Annotated in this window: 29 protein-coding genes and 1 tRNA gene; 15 read left to right on the top strand and 15 right to left on the bottom strand. The window is 66.2% G+C overall.

What is annotated here, in order from left to right:
• Positions 1 to 33: 33 nt before the first annotated feature.
• The 6 genes from HAPAU_RS19680 to HAPAU_RS10335 all read right to left on the bottom strand — a co-directional run bounded on the left by HAPAU_RS19680 (position 34) and on the right by HAPAU_RS10335 (position 4,993).
• On the bottom strand, positions 34 to 594 hold the full coding sequence (locus HAPAU_RS19680) for a DUF998 domain-containing protein (RefSeq protein WP_084383696.1): 561 nt from the start codon (positions 592 to 594) through the stop codon (positions 34 to 36).
• Complete coding sequence (locus HAPAU_RS10315) at positions 591 to 2,111, bottom strand: PH domain-containing protein (RefSeq protein WP_066382307.1); 1,521 nt, start codon at positions 2,109 to 2,111, stop codon at positions 591 to 593. Before HAPAU_RS10315 ends, HAPAU_RS19680 begins: the two co-directional genes overlap by 4 nt.
• Positions 2,108 to 2,569, bottom strand: coding sequence for a PH domain-containing protein (locus HAPAU_RS10320; RefSeq protein WP_066382309.1), 462 nt, complete (start codon positions 2,567 to 2,569; stop codon positions 2,108 to 2,110). Before HAPAU_RS10320 ends, HAPAU_RS10315 begins: the two co-directional genes overlap by 4 nt.
• Before the next feature lie 39 nt (positions 2,570 to 2,608).
• Positions 2,609 to 3,310 carry an MBL fold metallo-hydrolase gene (locus HAPAU_RS10325; RefSeq protein ID WP_066383190.1) on the bottom strand — a complete coding sequence of 234 codons (702 nt, stop codon included), beginning with the start codon at positions 3,308 to 3,310 and terminating at the stop codon, positions 2,609 to 2,611.
• A 114-nt stretch (positions 3,311 to 3,424) separates the two neighbouring features.
• Positions 3,425 to 4,621, bottom strand: a complete 1,197-nt coding sequence (locus HAPAU_RS10330) for an ABC transporter substrate-binding protein (RefSeq protein ID WP_066382315.1) — start codon at positions 4,619 to 4,621, stop codon at positions 3,425 to 3,427.
• A gap of 60 nt (positions 4,622 to 4,681) precedes the next feature.
• Positions 4,682 to 4,993 (bottom strand): hypothetical protein, encoded by a 312-nt coding sequence (locus HAPAU_RS10335; RefSeq protein ID WP_245634073.1) that lies wholly within the window; start codon positions 4,991 to 4,993, stop codon positions 4,682 to 4,684.
• Positions 4,994 to 5,053: 60 nt separating this feature from the next.
• Between HAPAU_RS10335 and HAPAU_RS10340 the strand changes: the two genes are divergently transcribed.
• Positions 5,054 to 5,560: a macro domain-containing protein gene (locus HAPAU_RS10340; protein WP_066383197.1), complete on the top strand. Its 507-nt coding sequence runs from the start codon at positions 5,054 to 5,056 to the stop codon at positions 5,558 to 5,560.
• Between the two features lie 4 nt (positions 5,561 to 5,564).
• On the opposite strand, the gene HAPAU_RS10345 is transcribed toward HAPAU_RS10340, so the two are convergent.
• Positions 5,565 to 6,542 carry an aldo/keto reductase gene (locus HAPAU_RS10345; protein WP_066382317.1) on the bottom strand — a complete coding sequence of 326 codons (978 nt, stop codon included), beginning with the start codon at positions 6,540 to 6,542 and terminating at the stop codon, positions 5,565 to 5,567.
• A gap of 78 nt (positions 6,543 to 6,620) precedes the next feature.
• Here HAPAU_RS10345 and HAPAU_RS10350 point away from each other — a divergent pair, with 78 nt between their 5' ends.
• Entirely contained in the window at positions 6,621 to 6,860 is a 240-nt protein-coding gene (locus tag HAPAU_RS10350) for a hypothetical protein (RefSeq protein ID WP_066382319.1), read from the top strand.
• A gap of 61 nt (positions 6,861 to 6,921) precedes the next feature.
• Positions 6,922 to 7,077 carry a hypothetical protein gene (locus HAPAU_RS20925; RefSeq protein ID WP_157078449.1) on the top strand — a complete coding sequence of 52 codons (156 nt, stop codon included), beginning with the start codon at positions 6,922 to 6,924 and terminating at the stop codon, positions 7,075 to 7,077.
• On the opposite strand, the gene HAPAU_RS10355 is transcribed toward HAPAU_RS20925, so the two are convergent.
• Complete coding sequence (locus HAPAU_RS10355; protein WP_066382321.1) at positions 7,074 to 7,538, bottom strand: transporter; 465 nt, start codon at positions 7,536 to 7,538, stop codon at positions 7,074 to 7,076. The two genes, HAPAU_RS20925 and HAPAU_RS10355, sit on opposite strands and share 4 nt — an antisense overlap.
• A gap of 238 nt (positions 7,539 to 7,776) precedes the next feature.
• Here HAPAU_RS10355 and HAPAU_RS10360 point away from each other — a divergent pair, with 238 nt between their 5' ends.
• The 3 genes from HAPAU_RS10360 (at position 7,777) to HAPAU_RS10370 (ending at position 12,235) form a co-directional block, all read left to right on the top strand.
• Complete coding sequence (locus HAPAU_RS10360) at positions 7,777 to 8,850, top strand: TAXI family TRAP transporter solute-binding subunit (RefSeq protein WP_066382326.1); 1,074 nt, start codon at positions 7,777 to 7,779, stop codon at positions 8,848 to 8,850.
• Positions 8,851 to 8,952: 102 nt separating this feature from the next.
• Positions 8,953 to 9,474: a DUF1850 domain-containing protein gene (locus HAPAU_RS10365; RefSeq protein ID WP_066382328.1), complete on the top strand. Its 522-nt coding sequence runs from the start codon at positions 8,953 to 8,955 to the stop codon at positions 9,472 to 9,474.
• A 10-nt stretch (positions 9,475 to 9,484) separates the two neighbouring features.
• The gene (locus tag HAPAU_RS10370) at positions 9,485 to 12,235 is read left to right on the top strand and encodes a TRAP transporter permease (protein ID WP_066382330.1); all 2,751 of its coding nucleotides are present in this window, start codon (positions 9,485 to 9,487) and stop codon (positions 12,233 to 12,235) included.
• Positions 12,236 to 12,395: 160 nt separating this feature from the next.
• Here HAPAU_RS10370 and ggt read toward each other — a convergent pair whose 3' ends face one another.
• Positions 12,396 to 14,168, bottom strand: a complete 1,773-nt coding sequence (gene ggt, locus HAPAU_RS10375) for a gamma-glutamyltransferase (protein WP_066382336.1) — start codon at positions 14,166 to 14,168, stop codon at positions 12,396 to 12,398.
• A 116-nt stretch (positions 14,169 to 14,284) separates the two neighbouring features.
• Between ggt and HAPAU_RS10380 the strand changes: the two genes are divergently transcribed.
• Complete coding sequence (locus tag HAPAU_RS10380) at positions 14,285 to 14,653, top strand: hypothetical protein (protein ID WP_066382338.1); 369 nt, start codon at positions 14,285 to 14,287, stop codon at positions 14,651 to 14,653.
• Here HAPAU_RS10380 and HAPAU_RS10385 read toward each other — a convergent pair.
• Together HAPAU_RS10385 and HAPAU_RS10390 are read right to left on the bottom strand one after the other, a co-directional pair.
• Positions 14,650 to 14,859 (bottom strand): hypothetical protein, encoded by a 210-nt coding sequence (locus HAPAU_RS10385; RefSeq protein WP_066382340.1) that lies wholly within the window; start codon positions 14,857 to 14,859, stop codon positions 14,650 to 14,652. The two genes, HAPAU_RS10380 and HAPAU_RS10385, sit on opposite strands and share 4 nt — an antisense overlap.
• Before the next feature lie 23 nt (positions 14,860 to 14,882).
• On the bottom strand, positions 14,883 to 15,110 hold the full coding sequence (locus tag HAPAU_RS10390; RefSeq protein WP_066382342.1) for a hypothetical protein: 228 nt from the start codon (positions 15,108 to 15,110) through the stop codon (positions 14,883 to 14,885).
• Positions 15,111 to 15,180: 70 nt separating this feature from the next.
• On the opposite strand from HAPAU_RS10390, the gene HAPAU_RS10395 reads away from it, so the two are divergent.
• Positions 15,181 to 15,729: a DUF6663 family protein gene (locus tag HAPAU_RS10395; protein WP_066382344.1), complete on the top strand. Its 549-nt coding sequence runs from the start codon at positions 15,181 to 15,183 to the stop codon at positions 15,727 to 15,729.
• Between the two features lie 54 nt (positions 15,730 to 15,783).
• Entirely contained in the window at positions 15,784 to 16,233 is a 450-nt protein-coding gene (gene bcp, locus HAPAU_RS10400) for a thioredoxin-dependent thiol peroxidase (protein ID WP_066382346.1), read from the top strand.
• Here the strand turns inward: bcp and HAPAU_RS10405 are convergent, their stop codons facing one another.
• The 3 genes from HAPAU_RS10405 to HAPAU_RS10415 form a co-directional block, all read right to left on the bottom strand.
• A complete protein-coding gene (locus tag HAPAU_RS10405; RefSeq protein ID WP_066382348.1) occupies positions 16,234 to 16,587 on the bottom strand; it encodes a hypothetical protein in 354 nt (117 codons plus the stop codon).
• A gap of 28 nt (positions 16,588 to 16,615) precedes the next feature.
• On the bottom strand, positions 16,616 to 18,943 hold the full coding sequence (locus HAPAU_RS10410; protein ID WP_084383697.1) for an ATP-dependent DNA helicase: 2,328 nt from the start codon (positions 18,941 to 18,943) through the stop codon (positions 16,616 to 16,618).
• Positions 18,944 to 19,101: 158 nt separating this feature from the next.
• Positions 19,102 to 19,173 (bottom strand) — tRNA-Ala (locus HAPAU_RS10415).
• A gap of 310 nt (positions 19,174 to 19,483) precedes the next feature.
• Here HAPAU_RS10415 and HAPAU_RS10420 point away from each other — a divergent pair.
• Genes HAPAU_RS10420 through HAPAU_RS10435 form a run of 4 tightly spaced genes read left to right on the top strand, consistent with a single transcriptional unit; the run spans position 19,484 to position 21,876 of the window.
• On the top strand, positions 19,484 to 19,948 hold the full coding sequence (locus HAPAU_RS10420; protein WP_066382360.1) for a 30S ribosomal protein S15: 465 nt from the start codon (positions 19,484 to 19,486) through the stop codon (positions 19,946 to 19,948).
• Positions 19,948 to 21,000, top strand: a complete 1,053-nt coding sequence (locus HAPAU_RS10425; RefSeq protein ID WP_066382362.1) for an exonuclease RecJ — start codon at positions 19,948 to 19,950, stop codon at positions 20,998 to 21,000. The genes HAPAU_RS10420 and HAPAU_RS10425 overlap by 1 nt, the downstream gene beginning before the upstream one ends.
• A complete protein-coding gene (locus tag HAPAU_RS10430; RefSeq protein WP_066382364.1) occupies positions 20,997 to 21,236 on the top strand; it encodes a KEOPS complex subunit Pcc1 in 240 nt (79 codons plus the stop codon). Before HAPAU_RS10425 ends, HAPAU_RS10430 begins: the two co-directional genes overlap by 4 nt.
• Positions 21,229 to 21,876 (top strand): 30S ribosomal protein S3ae, encoded by a 648-nt coding sequence (locus tag HAPAU_RS10435; protein ID WP_066382365.1) that lies wholly within the window; start codon positions 21,229 to 21,231, stop codon positions 21,874 to 21,876. The genes HAPAU_RS10430 and HAPAU_RS10435 overlap by 8 nt, the downstream gene beginning before the upstream one ends.
• Before the next feature lie 21 nt (positions 21,877 to 21,897).
• Here the strand turns inward: HAPAU_RS10435 and HAPAU_RS10440 are convergent, their stop codons facing one another.
• A complete protein-coding gene (locus HAPAU_RS10440; RefSeq protein ID WP_066382366.1) occupies positions 21,898 to 22,314 on the bottom strand; it encodes a cupredoxin domain-containing protein in 417 nt (138 codons plus the stop codon).
• Between the two features lie 151 nt (positions 22,315 to 22,465).
• On the opposite strand from HAPAU_RS10440, the gene HAPAU_RS10445 reads away from it, so the two are divergent.
• Both HAPAU_RS10445 and HAPAU_RS10450 read left to right on the top strand, forming a co-directional pair.
• Positions 22,466 to 23,167 (top strand): protein sorting system archaetidylserine synthase, encoded by a 702-nt coding sequence (locus tag HAPAU_RS10445; protein ID WP_066383200.1) that lies wholly within the window; start codon positions 22,466 to 22,468, stop codon positions 23,165 to 23,167.
• A gap of 23 nt (positions 23,168 to 23,190) precedes the next feature.
• On the top strand, positions 23,191 to 24,693 hold the full coding sequence (locus HAPAU_RS10450) for a HEAT repeat domain-containing protein (protein WP_084383698.1): 1,503 nt from the start codon (positions 23,191 to 23,193) through the stop codon (positions 24,691 to 24,693).
• The last annotated feature ends 20 nt before the right edge of the window (positions 24,694 to 24,713 follow it).

The raw sequence follows: 24,713 nt of genomic DNA on the forward strand, positions 1-24,713 counted from the left end.
ATGGTTGCGAGGGCCGGTGGAGCACGGAAGCAGTCAGTCCACGCGTGCGAGCACCCAGACCGAAAACAGGACCGCGCCGATCGTTTCGGGGATCGCGAGGCCCGGTCCCACCCGGAGGCCGGCGGCCCACGCGAGCCACTGGAGGAGGTGTAGGTTCGCGAGCCAGATCGCCGCGAGCCCGAACCGGGGCTCGCCGGCCAGCACGCCCGCAGTGCCGTCGAGCCACAGCGTGAGGGTGACGAGCAGGTAGAAGCCGGCGGCGACCGACAGGTGGTACGGATGGCCGGTCGGGAAGAGGCCGACGCCCGCGAGCAACACGAGCGCGCCGGCGAGCACACCGGCAACGAGCCAGTCGAGGCGGTGGCGGGCACTCGCGGCGAGGGCCGCCGCAAACGGGAGTCCGATGACGCCGGCGAGTATCAGTCCACCGTTGAAGGGCCACGCGGTCGGCGCGTCGGGCGCGCCGAGATCCGAGAGCGCGTCGCCGGCCCACGAGAACTCCGGGGCCAGCAGTATCGAACCGAAAATGGTGACGGCCGCGATCAGGGGGGCGAGGAACGCCGACAGTCGGCCGATTCCAACGAGCCGGTTCATGCGTCCTCGAACCGCGGGAGTGCCCGGTCGACCCGCCGTTGACGACGTTCGTGGGTGGCCTCGCGCGTTCGCTTCTGCAGTGCGGTCTGGAGCCGGTCGGCGACCGTCTCGCGCAGGTCCGTCGCGTCCTCCTCGTCGAGGTCGATCGCGTGGGCGTCGCCGCCGACGAGGCTACCGGTACCGGCGGTGTCGATCACTACGGAGGCCAGTCGCCAGCGTCGCTGGAGGATCGTCTGAGTGTGAATGGCGTTCTGGACGCGGTAGTAGGGGACCACTCGCGTGGTGCGGTTCCAAAAGCCCGTCCGGGTAACGACGTGGTCCTCGCCGACGAAATACCCGCGGGATTTCCACTTGTAGTGGGCGGCGACCGGAGCGAGGGGCACGCCGATCAGGAGGGCGTACCAGTACATCTCGAAGCCGAGCGCGAGGGTCCCGGCGTAGACCAGTCCCGCGAGAACCCCGAGCGCGAGCAGGTAGCGAAAGGCGTAGCGTCTGCGCGCGCGTTTTGGCGGGCGAACGATCTCGATCCCCTCGAACGGCTCGATCCGGCGGGCGATCGACCACGTGGTCTCCCGGTCGGCGATCGGGACGGCGGACTCGGAGCCGACGCTCCCGTCCTGTCCGGGGGCGTAGCCGGCGGTCTCGACGGCGAGGCTGGCATACCCCAGTAGACGCTTGAGGAGGTTCTCGCGGAGAGCGAGCAACTGGACCTTATCGAGCGGGATCGAGCCGTCGAAGCGCTGGACCAATCCGCGCTCGTAGCGCAGTTCATCCCCCGAGCGGGTGAGTCGAAAACCGTAGGTACTGAGAAACGCACTCGCGCCGCTCAGAAGCGCCGAGACGACCACCACGAGGACGATCACCGCCCCCACGACGAGAAACGGGCTGATCGGGAGGTCCGTCAGCAGTTCGAGCAACACAGGTGGCCCGGCAAACGAGAGCAACACCGAGAGAAACGAGGCCAGCCGAAGGTCGAAGGAGGCGACCGCCAGCACCGCGAGGTCCTCGGGCGTGATCGCATAGAGGAGTTCGTCCTTGTCGGCCGGGGATCCCTCACTGGTAGCTGTCGTGGATTCGGCGCGTTTCCGTCGTCTGAGTTCGTTCTGCAGGCGTTTGGCCTCCTCGTAGCCGACGTATCTGAGGATCGCTTCTGTCTCGCCGCCACCCGCGGTCTCGATCCGGAGTTCCGCGATCCCGAGCGCGCGCTGGACGACGTTGCGCGAGATGTCGACGTTCTGGACCCGCCGATACGGGATCTCCCGGTTGCGCCGGGAAACGACCCCCGAGTGGATATCGAACGTATCGGGGGTCGTCTCGTACTCGAATCGCTTGTAGTAGGCGAGCTGCCAGGCGACGGCCGCCACGAAACCGACGAGGATCGCGAGCGCGGCGAGGGCGATCCCGATCCCCCCGAACGCCGGCCCCGAGGCGATCGCGGCGAAAAAGACCAACGGGACGTAGCCGAGTACCGCCTGAGTGACCCGATAGGGGATCGAAAGCGGGTGCAGACGGGTCATACGGCGTCGTCACCCTCGGCGTCGATCGCGAGGGCCTTCAACCGACGCTGGAGGTCGTCGGCCCCCTCGGGGGTAAGACCCGGAACGGTGACGTCCGCACCCCGCGAGCCCGCCGTGTAGACGACGGTGCTCGCGAGTCCCGTCGCGCGTTCGAGCGGGCTGCGCCGGGAGTCGACGTGCTGGATCCGGACGAACGGAACGACCGTCTTTACCCGGGTGAAGACGCCACGTTCGAGGTACAGCGCGTCATCGCGGACCTCGTAGCGCCAGACCCGGTAGCGAAGCAGGCTGTGGGCACCGAACAGGACGAACAGGCCGGCGAAGACGGCGACGGGAAGCCAGAGCCCGAGGTCAAGGAAGAAGACTCCGACGGCGCCGACGATCGCCGCGAGAATCGCCGCCGAGAGAGCGGCCTGAAGCACCCAGACGACGCAGATGCGAGGGTGGAGCGAGCGCATTACCTGCCGTTCGGACCCGGGGGAAATGAAGGGTCTGGATTAGGCCTCGGGCGAGAGTATCTCGACGATCAGTCCCCGATCGCGGGCGTCCGCGGCGAACGCCTCAGCGTCCGCTTCGAGCGCCTCGAACGTGTCGTAGTGGACCGGCACCACCAGCTCCGCACCGATCCGCTCGGCGAGGTCCACGATCGCGTCGGGCGACATCGTGAAGGCGTCGTCGATGGGCGCGAGGAATACGTCGACAGTGAGTCCCCTATACTCGGGAATCACATCGCTGTCGCCGGGGTAGAAGACCGTCGTCCCGTCGAAGTCGAGTCGGTAGCCCACGCCCTCGCCCACCGGGTGGTAGGGCGTGCCGTCCTCGCGGGTGTGGCCGTCGGGCGTATTGTAGGCGCTGATCGCCTCAATCCCGATCCCATCGATCTCGAAGGTGTCGCCGATCCCGACGCGGCGGATCTCGTAGTCCAGCTCCGAGACGGGACGCGACTCTCGGTCGATCTCCTCGCTACGGATCCCCTCGAAGACGCCGACGACGGCATCGTCCGCCGCAACGCGCTCGATCCCGTCGGGGTCGTAGTGGTCGTCGTGGGTCACGAGCACCAGATCGCCGTCCCGGGCGTCGGAGTCGTCCAGAACGCCGTAGCGGCCCGGGTCGATGTAGACGACCCGTTCTCCGTCGGTGATCCGTGAGGTCGCATAGCCGAGCCAGTCGATTGTCAGATCGCCGTACGTAGTGGACACGGGTTCGACTACGTCGAGGAGGGGCAAAAAGCCACGAGAAGCGATTACTACGGCGATAAACGCTCGGCTGCGATACGAAATAGTGATTCGAGGCGAAAACGGCCCGGAACCGGTTCAGTTCTCGCCGGTGACGATTCCGGCGACGCGCTCGCGGTCGAACAACTGCTCCTCGGCGGGGATCTCCGGGTAGGGTTCGCCCTCGGCGTACTCGGGCCACTCGCCGAACTGGTCGGGATAGAGCTGTTTGGCGCCCATCTCCAGTTGGAAGAGGTTCATGATCGGACCCTGATAGCGCATCCCCGCGGGATACACGCGGTCGTTCTCGACCGCCGAGAGCTGGCCCCCGACCGGGTGGGACGCGAGGTCATCACGGACCTGTCCCATGTCGTAGTCCGGGCCGAGTCCCCAGAGGTGAAGGATCACGTCGGGGTCGGCTTCGAGCATCGCCTCGTAGCCGACGGTCCCCCACAGCGCCGACCAGTCCTCCTCGGCGAAGGCGTCGACCGCGCCCAGCGGCCGGGTATCGGCGAGCCAGTAGCCCGGCTTGTTGAGGTGATAGGTGAAAAACTCCTCGCCGCTTTGGGTGACGCGCACGGCCGTGGGGCGCTCCCCCTCGGGCGGAAGTCCCTCCTCGATGGTCGCGAGTAGGTCCTCGTGGACCGATGCGAGGGCCTCGTAACGCTCCTCTTCCCTGAATACCTGCGCGACCGTGCCGAACAGCTCCCAGAGCGTGTAGTACTGGTACTCGCCGTCGTACTCGCCCGTCGGTTCGGCGTGGGTACCGCTGTAGAAATTGCCGAAGAAGGGGGCGAGGCTGTCGCTGATCTCGTCGATGTCCGACTGCGACCAGTTCTCGAGGCTCGTAACGTACGTCGGGTCCACGAGATGGACGTCGCTGTCGAGTTCGTACAGTCGCTCCTTGGGGAGCCCGTTCTGCCAGGGGTTCGCGAGGCCCTCCCACTCGAAGGACACGCCCGAAAGGCGCTCGTAGTAGTGGTTCATGATCGTCCCGGCCATCTCCGTCGAGAACATCGAGTTGACAGCCTCCCCGTGGCCGAGCGCGACCGCCATGTCCGCGTACTGCGGGAAAACGGTGAAGACGCTCTCGGGGACGGCCTCGAACTCGACCTCACCGACCGGCGAGAGTTCGACGGTGACGGCCCCGTCCCCGTTCGAACCAGTCGAGTTCGGATCGCCCGAGTCGCCGCCCCCGCCGAGACAGCCCGCGATCCCTCCGGCGATGACGACCCCGCCGATTCCTTTCACGTAGTTCCGTCGCGTCGGCGTCCCGCTAACCCTGTCGTTCGCCATGTTTTTAGGCTAGCCTAATAACTGATAAGCCCTCCGAAGTAGCGACATGACCCTATCGAGTCAGGAGGCGTTGGAATTTTCGACAGTTCGGACGTCGTTCGCACCACACTCCGGACACGCGAGTTCGCCCTTCGTCTCCGTAACGGCCTCGCTTCGGGGAAACGTCGCGCCACAGGAGCCACATCGCGCGCTCTCGCGCTGGGTGAGCGTGGTGTGTTGTGCGGGGATTCCGCGGACGATCCCACAGCCACACGCCGGGCACGCGAGTTCGTTTTCTGTGTCGGTCGTCGCCTCCTCTCGCGGAAACGTCGCCCCGCAGGCCGTACAGCGGGCGTTGATCGGGTTCGGCATGATCATGATATCAAGTGGCATGATCATAGTTCGTCCGGTGGGTCGGGACATCGTTTTCCGCCTCGATAACGAGCGATGGACATGGAATTCGACGTGATTCAGGGCGATATCGCTCGACAGGAGGCCGATGCGCTGGTCAACGCAGCGGGGACGAGCCTGCGGATGGGCTCCGGCGTCGCCGGGGCGTTGCGCCGCGGCGCCGACGGGCCGATAAACGAGGCGGCGATGGAGAAGGGACCCGTCGATCTGGGCGGGGTCGCGGTAACCGACGCCTACGATCTGGACGCAGAATACGTGATCCACGCCGCGGCGATGCCCCATTACGGGGACGGCCGGGCCACCGCCGAAAGCATCCGCGAGGCGACTCGAAACACCCTCGAGCGGGCCGATGAACTGGGCTGTGCGTCGCTCGTGATCCCCGCGCTCGGCTGTGGGGCCGCCGGGTTCGACCTCCGGACGGGTGTACGGTTCGTCGCCGAGGCCATCGACGCCCACGAGCCCGATTCGATCGCGGATGTACGATTCATCGCCTACAGCGACGGGGAACACGAAGTGGTCCGGGAGGTCGCCGACGACGTGCGCTCGTGAGCGCTCAGCTGTGTCCCGACACGCGCACGGGTTCGTAGGGTTCTTCGAGGTACTCGATGTCGCTGTCGGAAAGCGAGATCTCCAGCGCCTCGACGGCCTGTTCTAGGTGTTCGACGCTCGTGGTGCCGACGATGGGGGCGTCGACCCAATCCTTGTGGAGCAGCCACGAGAGCGCGATCTGGGCCATCGTGACGCCGTTCTCCTCGGCGAGTTCCTCCACGCGGGCGTTGATCTCGCGGCCGCCGCCCTCGCGGTACGGGTGGGCGTACATGTGTTCTTCCGTCTCCCCGCGCGTGGTCGCGTCGATTTCCTCTGCGGGCCGCGTGAGATAGCCACGAGCGAGCGGGCTCCAGGGCATGACGCCGATCCCCTCTTTCGCACAGAGGGGCAGCATTTCTCGCTCTTCCTCGCGGTAGACGAGGTTGTAGTGGTTCTGCATGGTGACGAATCGGTCGAGGTTCAGGGAGTCGCTGGTGTGCATCGCCTCGGCGAACTGGTGGGCCCACATCGAGGATCCCCCGACGTACCGGACCTGGCCGCGGCGCACCGCGTCGTCGAGCGCGCACAGCGTCTCCTCGATGGGCGTCTCGTCGTCCCAGCGGTGGGTCTGATAGAGGTCGATCGTCTCCATGCCCAGCCTGCCAAGGCTGTTCTCCAGCTCCTGTTCGATCGCCTTTCGGGAGAGCCCGCGAGCGTTGGGATTTCCGTCGTCCATCGGGTTGTAGACCTTCGTGGCGACGACGGGCCAGTCCCGATCGTAGCCCGAAAGCGCGTTCCCGAGGATGCGCTCGCTTTCGCCGCGCGAGTACATGTTCGCGGTGTCGAAGAAGTTGATCCCCAGGTCGATCGCCCGCTCGATGATCTCTTGGCTCGCGTCCTCCTCGAGAACCCACTCGCGCCAGTCGGGATCCCCGAAACTCATACAGCCGAGACAGAGTCGACTGACGCGCATTCCGGTCGATCCTAACGTAGTGTACTCCATGTCGCGACTGTGCGGGGTGTGACCAAAAACGTAGGTGTTGCGGCCAAGGTTAAGGTGGGTCGCCGCCCAAGAGCGGCTATGGACACGCTTCGACTGCTCAAACTCGCGGGCTACGTCGTCGTGGCGATCGTCGCGCTGGCGGTCATCAGCGCGCTCGCGAGCCTCCTGTTGTCGTTGCTCGGTCTCGTCGTGGGGATCGCGATCGTCGCCGGACTCGCCTACCTCGCGTACAAACTCTACAGCATGACGGGCGGCGCGGACGACGAGTTCGAGGTCGACTCGACGGTGGCGGACATCGAACGGGAGCTCGAGCGCTGACGCGGCGGTCGACAGCGCCGAACGGGCGAGCGCTTAGGTGACTGGCGAGCGAACGGTCGGTATGGGATTCTCGAAACTGCTCGGAGCGATCGGCGTCCTCGGAATCGTGGTTCTCACGGTCGCGGCGTACGTCGGCTACAGACTGTATAGCGCGTTCGACCGACACGGCGAGTTCGAGTTCGGGTGGGCGGTCAGCGACCCCGAGCCCGATTCCTAGAACGGGATCGCCGTCGGCACCGAGAGCAGGCCGGCGTCGAGGAAGAGGAGCACGCCGACGAGCGAGGCCGCGAGGAAGTAGGGTCGGGCCTCGCGGGCGGGCTGTCGGACCTTTCGGTCCGCAAAGCCACCCACCAGTCGTTTCGAGCCGAGTTCCACCAGGAGCGCGAGCAGGAACCACAGCGCGAGCATCGTGAGCACGAGGTAGCCCGGCGCGCTCCCCGTCAGCGAATCGACCGTGTAGCGCGTCCCCGCGAGGTGACCGCCGCTTGCGAAGAGGGCGAGTGCACTGATCCGCGAGATCCACTGCAGTCGTGACGTAACGGTTTCGAGCGGGGCGGCGTCGAACGCGCCGTCGCGTGCGAGCGGGAGGACGGCGACAGTCAGGAAGACCACGCTGCCGACCCAGAGCCCGGCGAAGCCGAGGTGAATCGCGTTCATCGAGGCGTCGAGAAGCGACATAAGAGGCGGTTCGAAACCGCCGGAGACAGTCCTTGCGGTTTCAGGCCACTCCGACATGTACGGGTTCGGACGGATGGTCGTCCGTTCGCTTTCGCCAGGAGAGCCGAAACCGGAACACTGGTGGGAGGATGTGGGTTACGAGGACCGCTACTCGGACGACGGCGAGACCCGATCGGACGACTTCCAGTGCCGTTTAGTAAACATATATTTATCTATGCCGCTGGGATATACAGCCCGTATGCGTTCAATAGATCGGCGGACGGTTCTCGAAGGAGTCGGCCTCGCGGGCATCACCGGGCTCGCGGGTTGTATCACGAGCGATGATGGCGGCAACGGCGGAAATGGCGGTAACGGCGGCGGGGGCGGTGGCGGTACCCAGCTCACCTGGGACGCCGGTGGGCAGGGCGGAACGTACTACCCGTTGTCGAACCAGTTCAAGCAGATAGTCGACTCGAACACCGACTACTCGCTGCAGGTCCGTTCGACGGGCGCGAGCGTCGAGAACATCGGCAACCTCGCGAGCGGCAACTCGGATTTCGCGCTAGTCCAGAACGACACCGCCTTCTTCGCCTACGAGGGAACGGGCATCGAGGACTTCGAGGGGAACGCCGTGCCCTCGCTTCGCGGGGTCGCGACGTTGTATCCCGAGACGATCCACGTCGTCGCCCGGGCCGACAGCGGCATCTCCTCGATTCAGGACCTCTCGGGGGCGACGATCAACACCGGTGATCTCGGGAGTGGCACGCAGGTCGACGCCCTCCAGATCCTCGAAGCCGTCGGGATCACCGACTACACCGAGCAGAACACGGGCTTCTCGCAGGCGGCCGAACAGCTCCAGAACGGCGACATCGACGCCGCGTTCATCGTCGGCGGCTGGCCGGTCGGCGCGGTCGAGAACCTCGCGACGAGCACGGACATCACGATCGTCTCAATCGAAGGCGACGCCCGCCAGCAGGTCCTCGATTCGGGCGACTACTTCGCCGAGGACGAGATCCCGGCGGGAACCTACCAGGGGATCGACGAGGCCGTCCCGACCGTGGCCGTCCAGGCGATGATCGCCACCACCGAGGACCAGGACGAGGCGATCGTCGAGGACATCCTGACGACGATCTTCGACAACGTGAGCGAACTCAGCATCAAACAGGACTTCATCAGCCGCGACACCGCCCAGGACGGGATGTCCATTCCGCTGCACCCCGGCGCCGAGTCGTACTTCGGGTCGGGCGGCGAGGGCGGTAACGGGAACGCGAGCGGTGAAAACGCCAGTGACGAGAACGCTACCGGCGGCAACGACACCAACAGCTCGAACTGATCCGATGGCCGGCGTCCCTGATCCGAACCGCGGACCCGCGCGCGCGCCGCTCGGTCCGTCCGCAGGGTCGTCCCGGCGACCCGCCACGGGCGCGGGGACGCCATGAGGGGCCGAAAGCGCGTCCTCGCGATCGCCGCGGCCGTCTGCCTCGTGGTGACCCTCGCCGGCGCCGGCGCCGCGGTCACCCCCGCCGATAGGGTCCTCGTGGTCGAGGACGCCGCCACGGGCGAGCGCCTCATCGAGACGCCCGTCGAGAACGGCACCGTCGTCGCGATCGAGTACACCCACAGCGTCGAGAAGACGCGGGTGCTCGACGCCTTCACCGTCCGGGGCGACCGACTCGTCATGACGCGCATGGAGTTCGAGTCCTACGGCTGGGGGCTTCCCGCGAACGCCGAGGTCACCCGCGAGAACGGCACGTTCTCGTTCGATCCGGACTACGCGAGCGAGGAGCTGGTGGTCAAGCCCGGCCGGACCGCCGGCCACCAGCTCCATGTCGGATCCCGGACCTACGACCTCGTCGAGCGCTCGGACGCGAGAGCCGTCCGGATTTCAGTCGATCGCCGGTCGGTTCTGGACGCCGCACTCGACCGGAGCGCACGGTATATAGGGGCTGGGACGTGACCTACGTGCCATGAGCGTACAACCGGGTGAGAAACCGGAGGAAGCCGACGAACTCTCCGAGGAGGAACAACAGGAGCTGATCGACGAGCTCGAACGTCGACGGGACCCACGTGGAATCGCCGCGGTGCTCGTCGCCGTCATCGGGATCGCCTTCTCGGTGTTTCAGGTCTGGATCGCCGCCCACGGCTTCGAGTTCGGGCTTACCCTACCGGTCGTCGGCGAGGTCCAACTCGCCGCGCTTCAGTTGTTGCAGGTCAACGCCGTCCACGTCGTCTTCGCGCTGGTGTTGGCCTTCCTCCTGTATCCGCCGACGACCGGCGATGGCCCCCTCGCCCGCCGTCTCGCCCGGATCGTCCCGGCGGTTTCGGATCGCTTCGGCGCCGACAGCCCCGTGACCCGCGGGGCCCGCGGCGTTCGCGGTGCGATCCGTTGGGCGTTCGTCGACGCACGCCGAGAGCGGGTGACGCCCGCCGACGTCGTCTGTATCGTCGTCGCGGTGCTCGCGGCACTCTACATGCTGACTTCCTTCTCGGAAGTCCAGCGAATGCGCGTGTTCGGGCTCGGCGCGGGCCGTACCCTCGGCGAGTTCGTGCCCGCGCTCGAACCGTTCATCGGTGTGATCTCGGCGCTCGGAATCCCGCTGGATTCGACCTCGGTCGCCTTCCTGTTGGGTGTCGCGGGCGTGATCCTCGTCCTCGAGGCGACACGACGCTCGCTCGGGATCTACCTCACGCTGATCGTCGCCGCTTTCGTCGTCTACGCCCGCTATGGATACCTCATCCCGGCCGACGGGATCGTCTCGACACCCTTCGGGTTCGGGATCGGCCTGCCCTACATCGAGATCTTCTCGATCCCGCCGGGCGACTGGGCGACCATCATCCAGAACTTCTGGTACAACACCGAAAACGGCGTCTTCGGCATCCCCGTCACCGTATCTGTTCAGTTCATCTATATCTTCATCCTCTTCGGTGCGATCCTCGAGATGTCGGGCGCCGGCCAGTGGTTCATCGACCTAGCCTACGCGATCACCGGCCACCGCAAGGGCGGCCCGGCAAAGGCCAGCGTCCTCGCCTCGGGATTCATGGGGACGATCTCGGGCTCCTCGATCGCCAACACCGTCACGACGGGGGCCTTTACCATCCCGCTGATGAAGCGTTCGGGCTACCGCTCGGAGTTCGCGGGCGCGGTCGAGGCGTCTGCCTCCTCGGGCGGGCAGATCCTCCCGCCGGTGATGGGCGCCGCGGCGTTCCTGATCGTCGAGTACACCGCCACGCCCTACTCCGACGTCATCATTGCCGCCGCCGTGCCCGCGGTGGCCTTTTTCTTCGGCGTCTGGGTGATGGTTCATCTCGAAGCCTCGCGAGCGAACATACAGCGTATCGACAAGGCCGACACCATCTCGGTCACTCCCCACCTCCGGCGGGGATGGTTCTACCTCCTGCCGATCGCCCTGTTGTTGTACTACCTCGTTATCGCCCGGCTGTCGGTCGCCCGGTCGGCGTGGTTCTCGATTCTCGCCATTATCGCGACGATCGCGGTCGTCGCGGCCTATAACGAGCGCACACGGGTCCCGTTGTTCGGCGCGATCGCCGGCCTGTTCGCCCTCGAGACGTTCGCGTATCTGTTCACGGGCACCGGCCTGCTCGGAGTTCTGACCGGCGGCGGTACCGGGGGCTTGGGAGTCGAGGCCGCGCTCTCTGCGGCGGCCGGGAACCTCGTCTGGATCGTCCTCCTCACGAGCGTGGCGGTCATGCTCGCCCGTCCCGGCCTCGACGCGCCGTTTTTGGACTACGACTCCTCGGTCGACGAGGCCGCGGAAACCACTGCTGGCGCGCTGGGGCGGCCGTCGCTGACCCGCAGCGCCCCCTTCGGGTTCGGGGCGTTCGTGCTCCGTTCGATGGAGGCCGGCGCGCGGACGGCGACGCCGATCGTCGTCGCGGTCGCCGCGGTCGGTATCATCCCGGGTGTCCTGAGTGCGACCGGGCTCGCCCCGAACCTCACGACCTTTATCACGTCGCTGGCGGGCGGGTCGACCGCCCTGTTGTTGCTCATCACGGCGATCGCGGCGATCATCCTCGGGATGGGGGTGCCGACGACGGCGACCTACATCCTGCTGGCGTCGGTGCTCGCGCCGGCGATCGTCCAGAGCGGCGAGATCCCGGTGCTGGCCGCCCACCTGTTCATCCTGTATTTCGGCGTGATCGCCGACATCACGCCGCCGGTGGCCGTCGCCGCCTACGCCGCGGCCGGCGTCGCCAAATCCGACCCGTTCCCGACCGGCGTCGAGGCCTTTACGCTCTCGCTCAACAAGGCGATCGTCCCCTTCGCCTTCGCCTTTACCCCCGGAATCGTTCTGCTTCGCGCGACCGGCGACGGCACCGCCCGCGTCATCACCGCCGCTGACGTCCTCGACATCGGCTTTTTCGTCCCCGAGGTGGTCGTCCCGATCGCTGGGACGTTCCTCGGGGTGGTTGCGCTCGGTCCGACGATCATCGGCTACCTCTACACTACCGTCCCGCGGAGCGAACGGGCGCTGTTTGCGGTCTCGGCGGTGTTGCTGATGACGCCGCTGACACTGTTTACCACGACCGCCGACCTGATGGCACTGGTCAGCCCCTACACCTTGGCCGCGCCGCCACTGGTCGGCCCGGCGCTGCGCGGGCTCGGCGTGATCCTGTTCGGCGCGCTCGCGCTGAAAAACCGGCGTGCCGGGGAGAACAAGCCCGGAACGACCACCACCGCCGAACCGGCGACCGACTAGCGGTTGGCGGACCGTACCGGTTTGTAAGCAGGTCACCGTCGACGCCCCGAAGGTCCTCTGTCGGACAGGGAGGGATGAATTCCGGCTCTATTCGAGTCTATCTGTTAAATTGCTATGAAAATAAAAGAGAACTGAGTTGCTGATCTGACCGTTGCGGTGATTACTCCTCGTCCAGTCCGACTGCGAGCCCATCACGGGTCTGGTCGGCCGCTCCCTCGTAGCCGTCGTCGGCCCTGAGCATGTTGACGTTGCCGATCGGTCCGGACTCGTCGCTCCACTCGTTGCCGAGCACCGCCGCTTCCTCTCTGGCCGCTTCGGGGATACTCTCCTCCCAGAGCGTGATCGCGGGCGATTCGGGCGCGTAGATGCTCGGCTCGTCGATGGCGTCGGCGAGCGAGAGCCCGTACTCGAGGTGGTGGAGGATCGTCTGCGCGACCGAGGTGATGATCGTCGGACCGCCGGGCGAGCCGACGGTCAGGAACGGTTCGCCGTCCCGGGCCATGATCGTCGGACTCATACTGGAGAGGGGCCGTTTGTTCGGTTCGACCCCGTTCGCACCGCCGGGTTCGGCGTCGAAGTCGGTGAGTTCGTTGTTGAGCATGAACCCGTACTCGGGGACCATGATCCCCGAGCCGAACAGCTGTTCGATCGTGGTGGTGTACGAGATGAGGTTGCCCTCCGCATCGGCGACCGTGAAGTGGGTCGTATGCCCGAGCGCGCGGGGCGTCTCCTGAGTCATCGAGGCCGCGTCCCCGGACTGGTAGGCCCACGGATCGCCGGGTTGGGGGTCTCCGTTGAGCGCGTCGGGACCGATCAGCTCCCGGCGCTCGGCGACGTAGGCCGGGTCGAGCAGCCCTTCCATCGGGACGTCGACGAACTCGGGATCACCCATGTACTCGCCGCGATCCGCGTACGCCAGTCGCATCGCTTCGGCGAGCAGGTGGTACTTGGTTCCTGATCGGACGTCGTAGGTCTCGCCCAGATCGAAGCCCGCAAGCAGGTTGAGGATCTGGATGACCGTCAGCCCCCCCGAACTCGGCGGGGGCATCGAGTAGACCTCCGCACCGCGATAGCAGCCCTGTACGGGCTCGTTGATGGTGGCCTTGTACCGACAGAGGTCCTCGGTCGTCATGCTGCCACCCGCGTCCTGAACCGTTTCGGCGAGCGCCTCGGCGATCTCGCCCTCGTAAAGCTCACGGATCCCCCGGTCACGCAGGAGTCGGAGGGTGTCGGCGAGGTCCGGCTGTTCGAGGGTCTCGCCCTCGGCAAGCGCCTCGCCGTCACGGAGGAACACCTCGCGGGCGGCGTCGTTGAGCTTCCACTCGTTTTTCTCGATCTCCTCGGCGAGGACGCGGTCGACCTCAGTCCCCTCGGCGAGATCGATCGCGGGATCGATCAGCTCATCGAGGGGCCGTGATCCGTAGCGCGCACTCGCACGCCGGAGCCCGCTCGCGGTGCCGGGAACGCCGACCGCGTTCCCGTGGGTATGGCGCTCGTCGAACGGGATCGGGTCGCCGTCCTCGAGGAACATGTCGGGGGTTGCGCCGGCGGGTGCGCGTTCGCGGCTGTTGACGATCTCGACGCTGTCCTCGGCGGCGTCGTAGTACAGCATGAACCCGCCGCCACCGATCCCCGAGGAGTGAGGCTGGGTGACGTTGAGCGCGAACTGAACTGCGATCGCGGCATCGACGGCGTTGCCGCCGTCGCGAAGGACCTGTGCGCCGACCTCGCTTGCGGCGGGGCTAACCGAGACGACCATTCCATTCGATCCTTCGGCGACCGCTCCACAGTCGACGCCGGCGGCCTCACAGACCTCGCCCTGTCCGAGTGCGGGCTGGGCCGCCAGCGGCAGCGCCGCCGTCGCTGCTGTCCCGGCTAAGAACCGCCGTCGGCTCAGATTTCGTCCATCTTCTTGATTATCGTTATCTCTCATTCGATCTTGAATGCTGAGGGAGACAACCTATCTCTAACTCTTCATTTCTTACAAAAATTAAGTGATAATATATTATGAGCCAGCAGATTGAAGCCCCTCGCGGCCGTTCACGCCGTATGAGCGGTGATCCGTCCTTCGAGATCCCCGTCCACCCCGAGTGCGAGTACAACGGCGGCGCGATCACGCGAACGGGTGGGACGGTCTTCTCCCTGATCCCGACGGACGGGGCGGTCGAGGGGTGCCTCGGACGCGTACTCGCGCGCGAGCGCTACACGGCGGGCGACTGGTTCGACCTTCCCTCGCCAGTGTATCTGGTTCACGACCGCGAGCTGGGGACCGTCTTTCGAGTCGTTGGCTACGACGACCGGGTCGAGTTACACGTCACGACGACCACCGAATCGAGCGGGCTGCGTGCGTTTTACGACGCGCTCGGGGAGGAGAGCGAAACCGACTGGCGCGTCGAGTGCGAGGCCATCGAGGGTTAGTGCGACCGGCGCGGGTTGTCCGAGCTACCGAGGAGGATTCGATAGACAACGTAGCCGATCAGCAGCGCGAACGCGGCGATCGAGAGGGTCTCGACGAGGAGAACGACCGAGTAAAAGAGGCGAGTAAGGAGGCGGATCGCGACGAACCCGCCGAGGATCAGGACGGCGAACGCGAGGCCGCCCGCCGCCGCACCGAGTCGCTCCATACTCCGATCTGTCGATGGGGCTACTAACGCTCGTCGATATCGCGTTCTATCGGCCTGATTCGGGCGACCGAGAGGACGGCGACGACGAACAGGACGACGAGCACGAGGAGGGCACTCACCCCGACGGGAGCGGAGAGGAGCGCGGCGGTACGGTCCCCGAGGAAGAGTCGGGTCGAGCCGCGGATCACGAACGTGAGGAGCACGAGGCCGAACGCGAGCAGGCCGTACTTCACGAATGTCGACTGCTTCATAGGACCGTTGGGAACGCCCCGCGTCTGACTCTTTCGGTCGGCTTATCCCTCGGTCGGGGCTACCGGAGGTATGCAACCGACGACGAGCGGGACGTTCAGGGTGCTTTCCGATCCCCGGGGGGAGTGGTTGCTCGTCGACCGCGAGACGACCGAACAGATCGCCGTCACGGGCGGAGACCTCGAACCGGGCAACCTGATCGAAGCGACCGTACAGTGGGACGACGGCGACGCCCGCCTCGTCGAGGCCGAGGTCCTCGCGGGGACCCGCTTTCACTTCGTGCGGGACGTGACCGGCCTGTTCGAGGTCGCGCGCGACCTCTGTCGAGACGCCCGGATGAAGGGAGAGGGGATGCTCGGTGAGACGACCTACAGTACGGACAACCGACCCAACGGCGCGGTCTACGTCTTCGCCGAGCAGTCGGGCGCACGCGACATCTGGAACGAGATCCGGACGGGGGCGATACCCCTCGAACCGCTGATCGACCGCCTCCGCGAGTTCGATTCCGAACCCCACGAGATATTCGTCCTCGACCCCGTCGAGGAGCCGTTCGTCGTCGTCTATCTCGTCCCCGACCCCGATTCGATGCTCGCCGAGACGGTCAGGGACACCTACCTCTGATCGTCCGACTGCCCCGACCGCAAGGGGTTTGTCCCCGCGCACCCGGGATCGGGTATGCTCGAACCCGGCAGTGACGCCCCGACGTTCAGCCTCGAGAACCAGCACGGCGAGACCGTGAGCCTCGCCGAGTTCGACGGTCCCGTAGTCGTCTACTTCTACCCGCGCGCCGACACCCCCGGCTGTACGACCGAGGCCTGTGGCTTTCGTGACTCGTGGGACGCCTTCGAGGAGCGCGAGGTCGCCGTCCTCGGAATCAGCGACGACCCCGTTTCCGATCTCGACGAGTTCGCCGAGAAGTACGACCTGCCGTTCGACCTCCTGAGCGACCCCGACGGCGAGGTCGCTGATACCTACGATTCGTACGGCGAGAAGGACATGTTCGGCAACACCTTCGACGGGGTCTTCAGGAACACCTACGTCATCGAGGACGGCCGGATAGTCGCGGCCTACGAGGGCGTCTCCCCCGAGGGGCACGCCGAGGGGATCCTCGCGGACCTCGAGTGATCACTCCTCGAGGGTGTCCAGTACGCGCCCTGAGAACTCGACTTCCGAGAGGTCGCCGTTTTCGAGCTCGTACAACCACTGTTCGTCCATCCGCCACGTCCCCCTGAGATCGCCGTCGGTGTCGACGGCGGTCGCCTCGATCGTCACCGGTTCCCAGCCCTCCTCGATCGCGTCGCGAAAGACGGTGATCACGCGACCGATCTGACGGTGGGGGACGCCCTCACCGGGTGCGACCGTCTCGTATTCGATCTCGATACGGTCCTCGGACCGTTCGACCGACTCGAAGTACACTCCCTGTCCCATCAACCGGTAGCCGACCTGTTCGACGACCTCGTCGTTCGTCTCGAAGGACATACACCCCGTACGGGGCGACGGCGTATAATCAGTGGCGCTCGCGGAACCGTTCGAGGCCGAACGCGAGCATGTCCGCACTCACGGGCTGGAACTCCTCGCGTTCGGCCTCTGGGAAGTGGTCCCTGACCCCGTCCCACGACTCGCGGGCGTAGCGCGCGTCGAGTAGGACGCGCACGCCGACTTCCTCGGGCCCGCGGATCACCCGTCCGATGGCCTGTCTGGCCTTTCGGACCGCCGGAACCGTGAGCGCGTACTCGAACCCGTCCCCGAAGGCGCGGTCGTAGGCAGTTCTGACGGCCTTCGTCCGCGGGCTCGCGGTGTTGATGATCGGAACGCCACAGACCACGGCCGCAGAGAGCCGATCGCCGCTGTAGTCGACGCCTTCCGTCAGAGTGCCCCGCAGACTCGTCACGAGTACCTTTCCCTCGCCCACGAAAAAGGCGTGTTTGAGCTCCTCGGTCTCGCCGTCGCCGGAACTCTCGTCGAGCAACACCGGCTTTTCGAGCCGTGATTCGAGCGCTCCCGCGGCCCATGTCGCCTCGGCGTAGTTCGGCATCCCCACCAGGACGTTTCCGGGGGTCCGTGCAACCTCCGCGAGAAGGTCACCGTAGAGCCGGCGGATAGCGTTTTCCTCGTCCGGGTGGCCGCGATTCCCGTAGGTAAACTTCGGGGCATCCACTGCAAAACTCGCGCGGTTCTCGGCGGGGAATTCGAGCGGAAAGGTCCGCTCAACGACCGGTCGTCCGTCACTTGCGAGGCGATCGAGTCCCGTGACCTCCCGAAACACCTCGATGGGTTCGAGGGTTGCACTCATCAGGACGCCACCGCCGAACGCCGCGAGTCGCTCGCCGATCGCGCCGCTTGGCACGCAGTTGAAAAGCGCCAGCCGGGCGCTGTAGGCCCGCCGCCACGATCCCTCGGGTTCGAGTTCGTTCCACGTTCGCTCCAACTCGATCTCCCGAAAGTACGTCTCGTGGTCGGCCCGGTACCAGCGTCCGAGCAGTCGGCCGACGGCGGGTGTCGCCCGGGAGTGTTCCTCGTCCTCCGCGGTATCGAGGATCCGCTCGACGATCGCGCCGACCGACTCGGCACGCACCCACGTCCCGCCGTCGTAGCCCTCCACTTCGGCCCACTCGGAGATCGCGTCCTCTCCCGGCGTTTCGGGGTCGCGAAGCGGGATCTCCTCGTCGGAAAGCGAGGTGAGATCGGCCTTCCAGCCCGGCCGGTCGTGGTCGAGATGGTTCTCGATCCGCCGGTCGAGTTCCTCGCGGAGGTCGGCGACGAACGCCCGCAACTCTTTGCACTCTTCGAGCGTCACGTCGCTGTCTTCGAGTTCCTCGCGGACGAGCCTGGCGTCCGCGGTACTGCTCCCTGTGGCATCCGTACCGTCCATCTCTGCGGTCTGGATCACCCGCGTGAGTTCGTTCTCGGCGTCCCGAAGGGTCGAGTCAGCGACGCCGTCGCTGACCAGGTCCCGGACGCGCGGTTCGAGCATGTGCGCCTCGTCGCAGATCAGGAAGGTCGACTCGTCGAGCAGCGCGCCGGTGAATGAACTCGTCGTGAGGGGGTCGAACGCGTGGTAGTAGTTACCGACCACGACCTCGACTTCGGGGATGAGCGCCCCCATCATCGAGTGCGGGCAGGTCCCGTGGGAGGCCGACAGGGAGACCAGATTCTCGGGCGTCAGGTGGCCCTGTTCGGTGAGGTCGAACGGGACCGCCTCGATCGCGTCGCCGTCCTCCGGCAGGTCGTCGAGGTACTGGGCGTAAAACGGGCAGAACTCGACGTCCTCGTGTTCGGGCATTTCGGGGGGATAGGGTGTCGGTTCGCCCGCCGTTTCGAGGAACCGTCCCTCGGAGCGATCGGCGTCTCCTAACCCGATCTGCTGGCTCCGCGCTTGGGCCGTAAGCGAGCTTGCGCTCGTCTGTCCGCCGTCGCCGACGAGCGTCCGGGTCCTCTCACGGAGCGTCTCACACCGGTCGTAGACGTTATCATCGCTGACACCGCCCGCATTCTCCCGGCTATACGGACAGACGTCGGCCTTCCCGACGAGCGTCAATCCGGACACCGGGTTCCAGTCGGCGGGCAGGTTCGCGTTGATCGTTTCGAGGTCCGTCTCGAACTGCCGGAGTTGCTGTTTGACGCTCGTGAGGACGAGGACCCGTTCGTAGTCGCTGTCGGGATCGCGCACCCGGTCGATCCCGGCGGTGAGCGCGAGCATCGTCTTCCCGGTACCGCAGGCCCCTTCGATAACGGTGAATCCCCGTTCGTCGGCGGTCCGGATCGCGGTTTCGATACCCGTCGCTTGGCTGTCGTACGACTCGGCGTGACCGAAGATCGTCTGCCAAGCGGGCATGGAGGATACTCCCCGTGGGCGCTGCATAGGTGTGTCGAAGGCTGGTGCCGTGCTCGTATATGAACTCTCGGTCGAACTCGCATCCGACAACTAGGCACCGGGAAGGGCGACCGATTGTACGATCATCCGAAACCCTGGATATGACGGAGGAATTAGAGTGGACTCGCCGGGATTTGAACCCGGGGCCTCTCCCATGCCAAGGGAGTGATCTACCACTGATCTACGAGCCCTCGCACTTGCCGGTACCCGCGGTGGAATGATAAACGCTTCGAACCCTCTTTCGAGTGTCGCGTGGGAGTCGCAACCCTTTAGCCTGCGGGCGGACGAATTCGGATGGGAACAGCACGGCCGCAAATCCGACTCGCCGTACGGCTCGCGGACTCCGTCTGCTTGCCGTTCCGAGGTGGCTTCTTCGCGCGGTAGAACCGCGCGAATGATCCGTGGGACTCCGTTCCGCGCTATCGCCACCTTGCGCGGCTTGGGATTGCGGTAGTGCACGAAAAGTGCCGTCTGCGGTCTGTGCGGTTCCTATCCTCAACAATGGCACGAATGCATACACGCCGTCGCGGCTCGTCCGGTTCGGACCGGCCGACGGCAGACGAACCACCGGAGTGGAGCGACGTCGACACCGACGAGATCGAATCGCGCGTCGTCGAACTGGCACAGCAGGGTCACGATCCCAGCCAGATCGGCATGAAACTGCGCGACGAGGGCGTCAAGGGCACTCCCGTCCCGAACGTCAAACTCGCCACCGGCAAGAAGCTCGGCGAAATTCTGGAGGAGAACGACGCCTCGCCCGACGTTCCGGAGGACCTCCGGAACCTGATGGAGCGGGCGATCCGCCTGCGCGAGCACATGCAGGACAACCAGCAGGACGCCCAGAACAAGCGCGCCCTGCAGAACACGGAAGCGAAGGTCCGCCGGCTCGTCAACTACTACCGCGGCGACGAGCTACCCGCGGACTTCCGCTACTCCTATCAGAACGCTCAGGAACTCCTCGAGTAATGTCGACCACGGGTCGATCGGTCGCCGATACCGATCTCGCCGCGACGCTCGCCGAGGCCCGGTTCGTCCGGGTAGCCCCGCGTGCGGAGGGCGATGCGATCGCCGCCGCCGGGATTCTCTTGCGGGCGCTCGCGGCCCGATCGACCCCGTTTCAGGCCCGCGTCGTCCCGCCGACTGAAGACCCGCCCGCGGACGCGACCGTCCCGATCGGGTTTCCCGACGGAATCGGCGCGGACGAACGACCGGCGAGCGCGACCGCGGCGGATCTCGTTCGCGAACTCGGCTCCGAACCGGCTCCCGAACTCGCGTTCGCCGGCTGTCTGCTCGGGGGCGATCCCGAGGCGGCCGAAGTCGACCTCGAGAGACGGGGTGGCGTGGGGATCCCGACGGCCGATCTGGCCGACGGGCTCGCCCACTCGACGCTGTTTCACGCGGGCTTCTCGGGCGACGAGACGGCTATCGGCGCGGAACTCGCCGGACTCGTCGACGACGACCGGACGGTGGCCTCGCTGGCCGCGCTTGAAGCCGTCGGGTCCGAGGCGGCGAGCGAGCACGCCGGGACCGCGATCGAGCGGGCGCTTCGCCCGCACACCACCCCGGAGGGACCGTTCGAGACCGCAGAGGGGTTCGCGGACGTACTCGACTGTCTCGCGCGCGACGCGCCGGGGATCGCCCTCGCGCTCGCGATGGGCCACGACGTACGGACGAACGCGCTCGAAGCCTGGAGAACGCACTCGACGGCGACCCACGAAGCGATCCGGACCGCCGAGACGGGTCGGTATGACGGCCTGTTCGTCGCCCGTATCGAGGAGGGGCCGGTCGAGACGGTCGCGCGCCTCCTCAGGGACTTCCGCTCGCCCGAACCCGTCGTCCTCGTCGTTTCCGACGGCGAGGCGGGGGCGGCGAGTCTGACGGATAGGGTCGACGAACCGATGGAGACGGCCGCCGCGGCCGTCGACGGGGTCGGCGGCGGCACCCCTTTCCAGGGTATCGCCCGCTTCGGGTGTCCGCCCGAGGCGTTTCTCGAAGCCTTCAGGGAGGCGATGGCATGAAACACATCGAAATCCGGACGACCCACGACGATCCCGAACTCGTCGCACGAGCGGTCTCTCCGGACAACACCCCGGAAATCGAGACGCGGACCGACGGCCGGCAGGTCGTGACGACGATCGCCCGCGAGTCGACGGGCGGCCTGTCGACGACCGCGGACGACTACGTCGTGAACCTCACGGTCGCCACGCAGGTAGCACAGCTTTCAGACCAGATCACAGAGACCAATCATGAGTGAACGATCAGTTTCCCGACAGCAGCAGCAGAAACGGTGGTACACCGTCCTCGCGCCCGAGCAATTCGACCGGGCGGAGCTCGGCCAATCACCCGCAAACGAACCGAACCAGCTCTTAGAGCGCAACCTCGAGACGACGCTCGGCGAGCTGACGAACAACGCCAGCGAGAACAACATCAAACTCACGTTCAAGATAAACGACGTGGGCAGCGACACCGCCTACACGGAGTTCATCAAACACGAGCTCACGCGCGATTACCTGCGCAGTCTCGTGCGCCGTGGCGCCTCGAAGATCGGTGCCTACGTGACGGTGCGCACGACCGACGACTACCGCGTTCAGATCCAGCCGGTCGCCTTCACCACCAAGAAGGCCGACCACAGCCAGGAACACGCCATTCGAAAGCAGATGATCGAGATGATCGAGGAGGCAGGTGAGGACCGGACCTTCGAGGAACTCGTCGACAGCGTCGTCGAGGGGCGTCTCTCCTCGGCGATCTACGGCGAGGCGAAGACGATCTACCCCCTTCGACGGGTCGAGATCCAGAAGTGCACCCTCGAAGCCCGGCCCGAGGAGATCGCGGAGGAGGAGGAGGCCGCCGTCGACGTCGACGAGACGGACGTCGCCGTCGAAGACGAGGCCTGATCCCGCGACCGAATCGGCGCGCTATTCTTCGACGACGATCCGTGCGACCATCCCGCCGCGTTCGTGTGGGATGCAGAAGTAGTGGTGTTGCCCCGGCACCTCGAAGGTGCGTTCGAACCGCTCGCCGGTGTAGATCGAACCCGTCCGATTGTCGCGCCACGCCTTCCGGGCCGCGGTCTCGCTCTCGAACTCGCCAGTCGAGAAGAACGCCGCGCCCTCGGGTTGGCCGCCGTCGTAGGCGGTGATCGTGTGGGCGCGCGAGCCGGTGTTCTCCCAGACCACTGTGTCGCCGACCTCGACGGTGTAGGAATCGGGGAGGAACTCGTGGGCGCTCATCCCGATGTCGTGGCTCTCGGTCAGGCTCGTGATGGCGGTACAGCCCCCCAAGACGGCGAGTGAGCCGCCCCCGACGGCAGCGAGAAACGCACGCCGTTGCATACTACCGATTCGGTTCCGGCGAGCCTATAGGCTGTCGGTCGGCTCCCGCTCCGACGGGACGCCAACCCCCCCACGACCGTCACGTCATCCGATCGACGCCGCGAGGATCCACAACCGATAAAGGGGCGGTGTGCGAGCGGGAGATATGGAGTTGGCGCCCCGTTTCGTCGGCCGGTTGGGGGTTGCAGACGCGGTCACTGTCGGCAACGCCGCACTCGGCTTTCTGGCGGCGGCGGTCGCGGCGGTCGACGTGGCGGTCGCGGCGCAGTTCGTCCTGCTCGCGGCGGTTCTCGATGGAGTCGACGGCGTGCTCGCCCGGCGCTACGGCGGCACCCGGGCGGGCCCGTATCTCGACTCGTTGGCCGATGTCGCCTCCTTCGGGGTCGCCCCCGCGATGCTGGTGATCGCGCTCGCCGAAGACGCGGTAGTGGGCGGTCTCGGTGCGGTCGTCGCCTTCGGGGTCCCCGCGCTGTTCGTCGCGATGGCGGTCGTCCGGTTGGGGCTGTATACGGCCTACGACGCGACCCGCACGACGACGCTTGGCACGCCGAGCACCCTCGCGGCGACCACGCTCGGGGCGGCGGTTCTCGCGGGTATCGAGTCACCGGTTGCGGTGCTCGCGATCACCGGGATGTTCTGTTACCTGATGGTCTCGCCAATCGAGTACCCCGACCTGCTCGCACGCGACGCCCTGTTGATGGGGGTCGTCCACGTATTGGCCGTTCTGATCCCTGACTTTCAGGGCGGGATGTTCCCCGTTGCGCTGTTGACTCTGTCGCTCGCGTACCTCCTTTTGGGACCGTGGATCTATTGGGGGGAGGCCGAGCGCGAAGGGGAAGGGAAACGCTCATAGGCCGTTCGACCGGACTTCTCGGTATGAGCGAGGACGAGGCTCCGTCCGACGAGAGCGAGGCGGTTTCCCCCGACGACGCCGAGGAAACGGCATCGGACGGCGAGGCACCGGGAGAACAGGTCAACGACGAACCGGTCGAAGGCGACGAAGCCGAAGGAAACGACGAGGGTGAGGCGAGCGAGGAACCCGAGGAAGACGACGAGAGCACCACATCCGATGACGGAAACGAGGGCGAGGAGCAGGCAGAAGAGACCGACGAAGCGGGCGGCAAGGACGAATCGGAGGCGGACGACGAGGGAGACGCCGACGAGGAGGAGTCGACCGAACTGGCCGAGCCGCTGACCGAGGAGACGCTCTCCGAGCGCCTCGACGGCGCGGAGGCCGCCTTAGAGGAGGCCGAGACCGAATCGGACCTCGACGGCGTTTCCGCGACCCTCGTCTCGATCGGTAACGATCTCGAGGAGGCCGACCTGCCCGAACCCGACGAGGACGCAGACGACCCCCAGGAGGCACTCGAATCGCGCCTCTCAGACCTGCAGGACGACCTCGAGTCCCAGCGCGGACCCTACAGCGAGGACGTCATCGAGGGAATCGAGGAGGCCGGCACGACCATCGAGGAGACCCGGTGGACCGAGACGGGCGAGGGCGAACTCGTCTCGCCTGTAGAGGGGTTCGTCGAGGCCGAAAACGAGATCCTCGGGACCGACCTCACTCTCGAAGGCGATGAACCCGCGAGCCTCGTCGCGACGCTCGAAACCGCCGCGGCGGCGGTCGGCGACGCCTCGCTCGATCCCGACGAGGACGCCGAAACCATCGCCGCGCTGCTCGAGGCGGTCGAGGAACTCCAGTCGGGCATCGACGCCGCCGAGGCGTGGGACGACCTGAGTACACGCGAGAAGCTCGCTGCCCACGGTTTTTACGACGTGCTCGATCACCGAAAGGACTACCCACCCGAGTGGCACGCGATCAAGGTCTACGAGAAGCGCGGCGAGGCCGAACCGATCCTGCTCGCGCTCGACCAACTCGGCTCGGAGTTCATGGAACGCCACTGCGTCGAGTCGCTCACGCGGATGGGCTCGGTCGAAGCCCTCGACGTCATGACCCAGCGCGCACAGAAACGCAACAAGCCCGCGGTCACGGCCCTCGGGAAGATCGGGAGCGAGGAGTCGGTCGAGATGCTCGCCGAGTACGCCGAGGCCGACGGCAATCCGAAACTCCAACTCGTGACGCTCAAGGCACTCGGCGAGATCGGAAGCGAGGACGCCACCCAAGCCGTCGCGGATCGGCTCACCTCGGAGAACGATGAGGTCAGAAGCGCCGCCGCCCGGTCGCTGGGACTGATCGGCGATACCCGTGCGATCTCACCGCTGTCGGACGTCCTCGAGAACGACGACTCCGATACGGTGCGTGCGAGCGCCGCGTGGGCGCTCAACCAGATCGGAACCCGAGAAGCGCTCGACGCGGTCGAACCCTACGCGGACGACCGGGCCTTCCTCGTACAGGCCGAAGCCCAGAAGGTCGTCTGAGGAACGTTTTTATACGGTGA

The sequence above is a fragment of the Halalkalicoccus paucihalophilus genome (assembly GCF_001593955.1).
GTDB lineage: Archaea > Halobacteriota > Halobacteria > Halobacteriales > Halalkalicoccaceae > Halalkalicoccus > Halalkalicoccus paucihalophilus.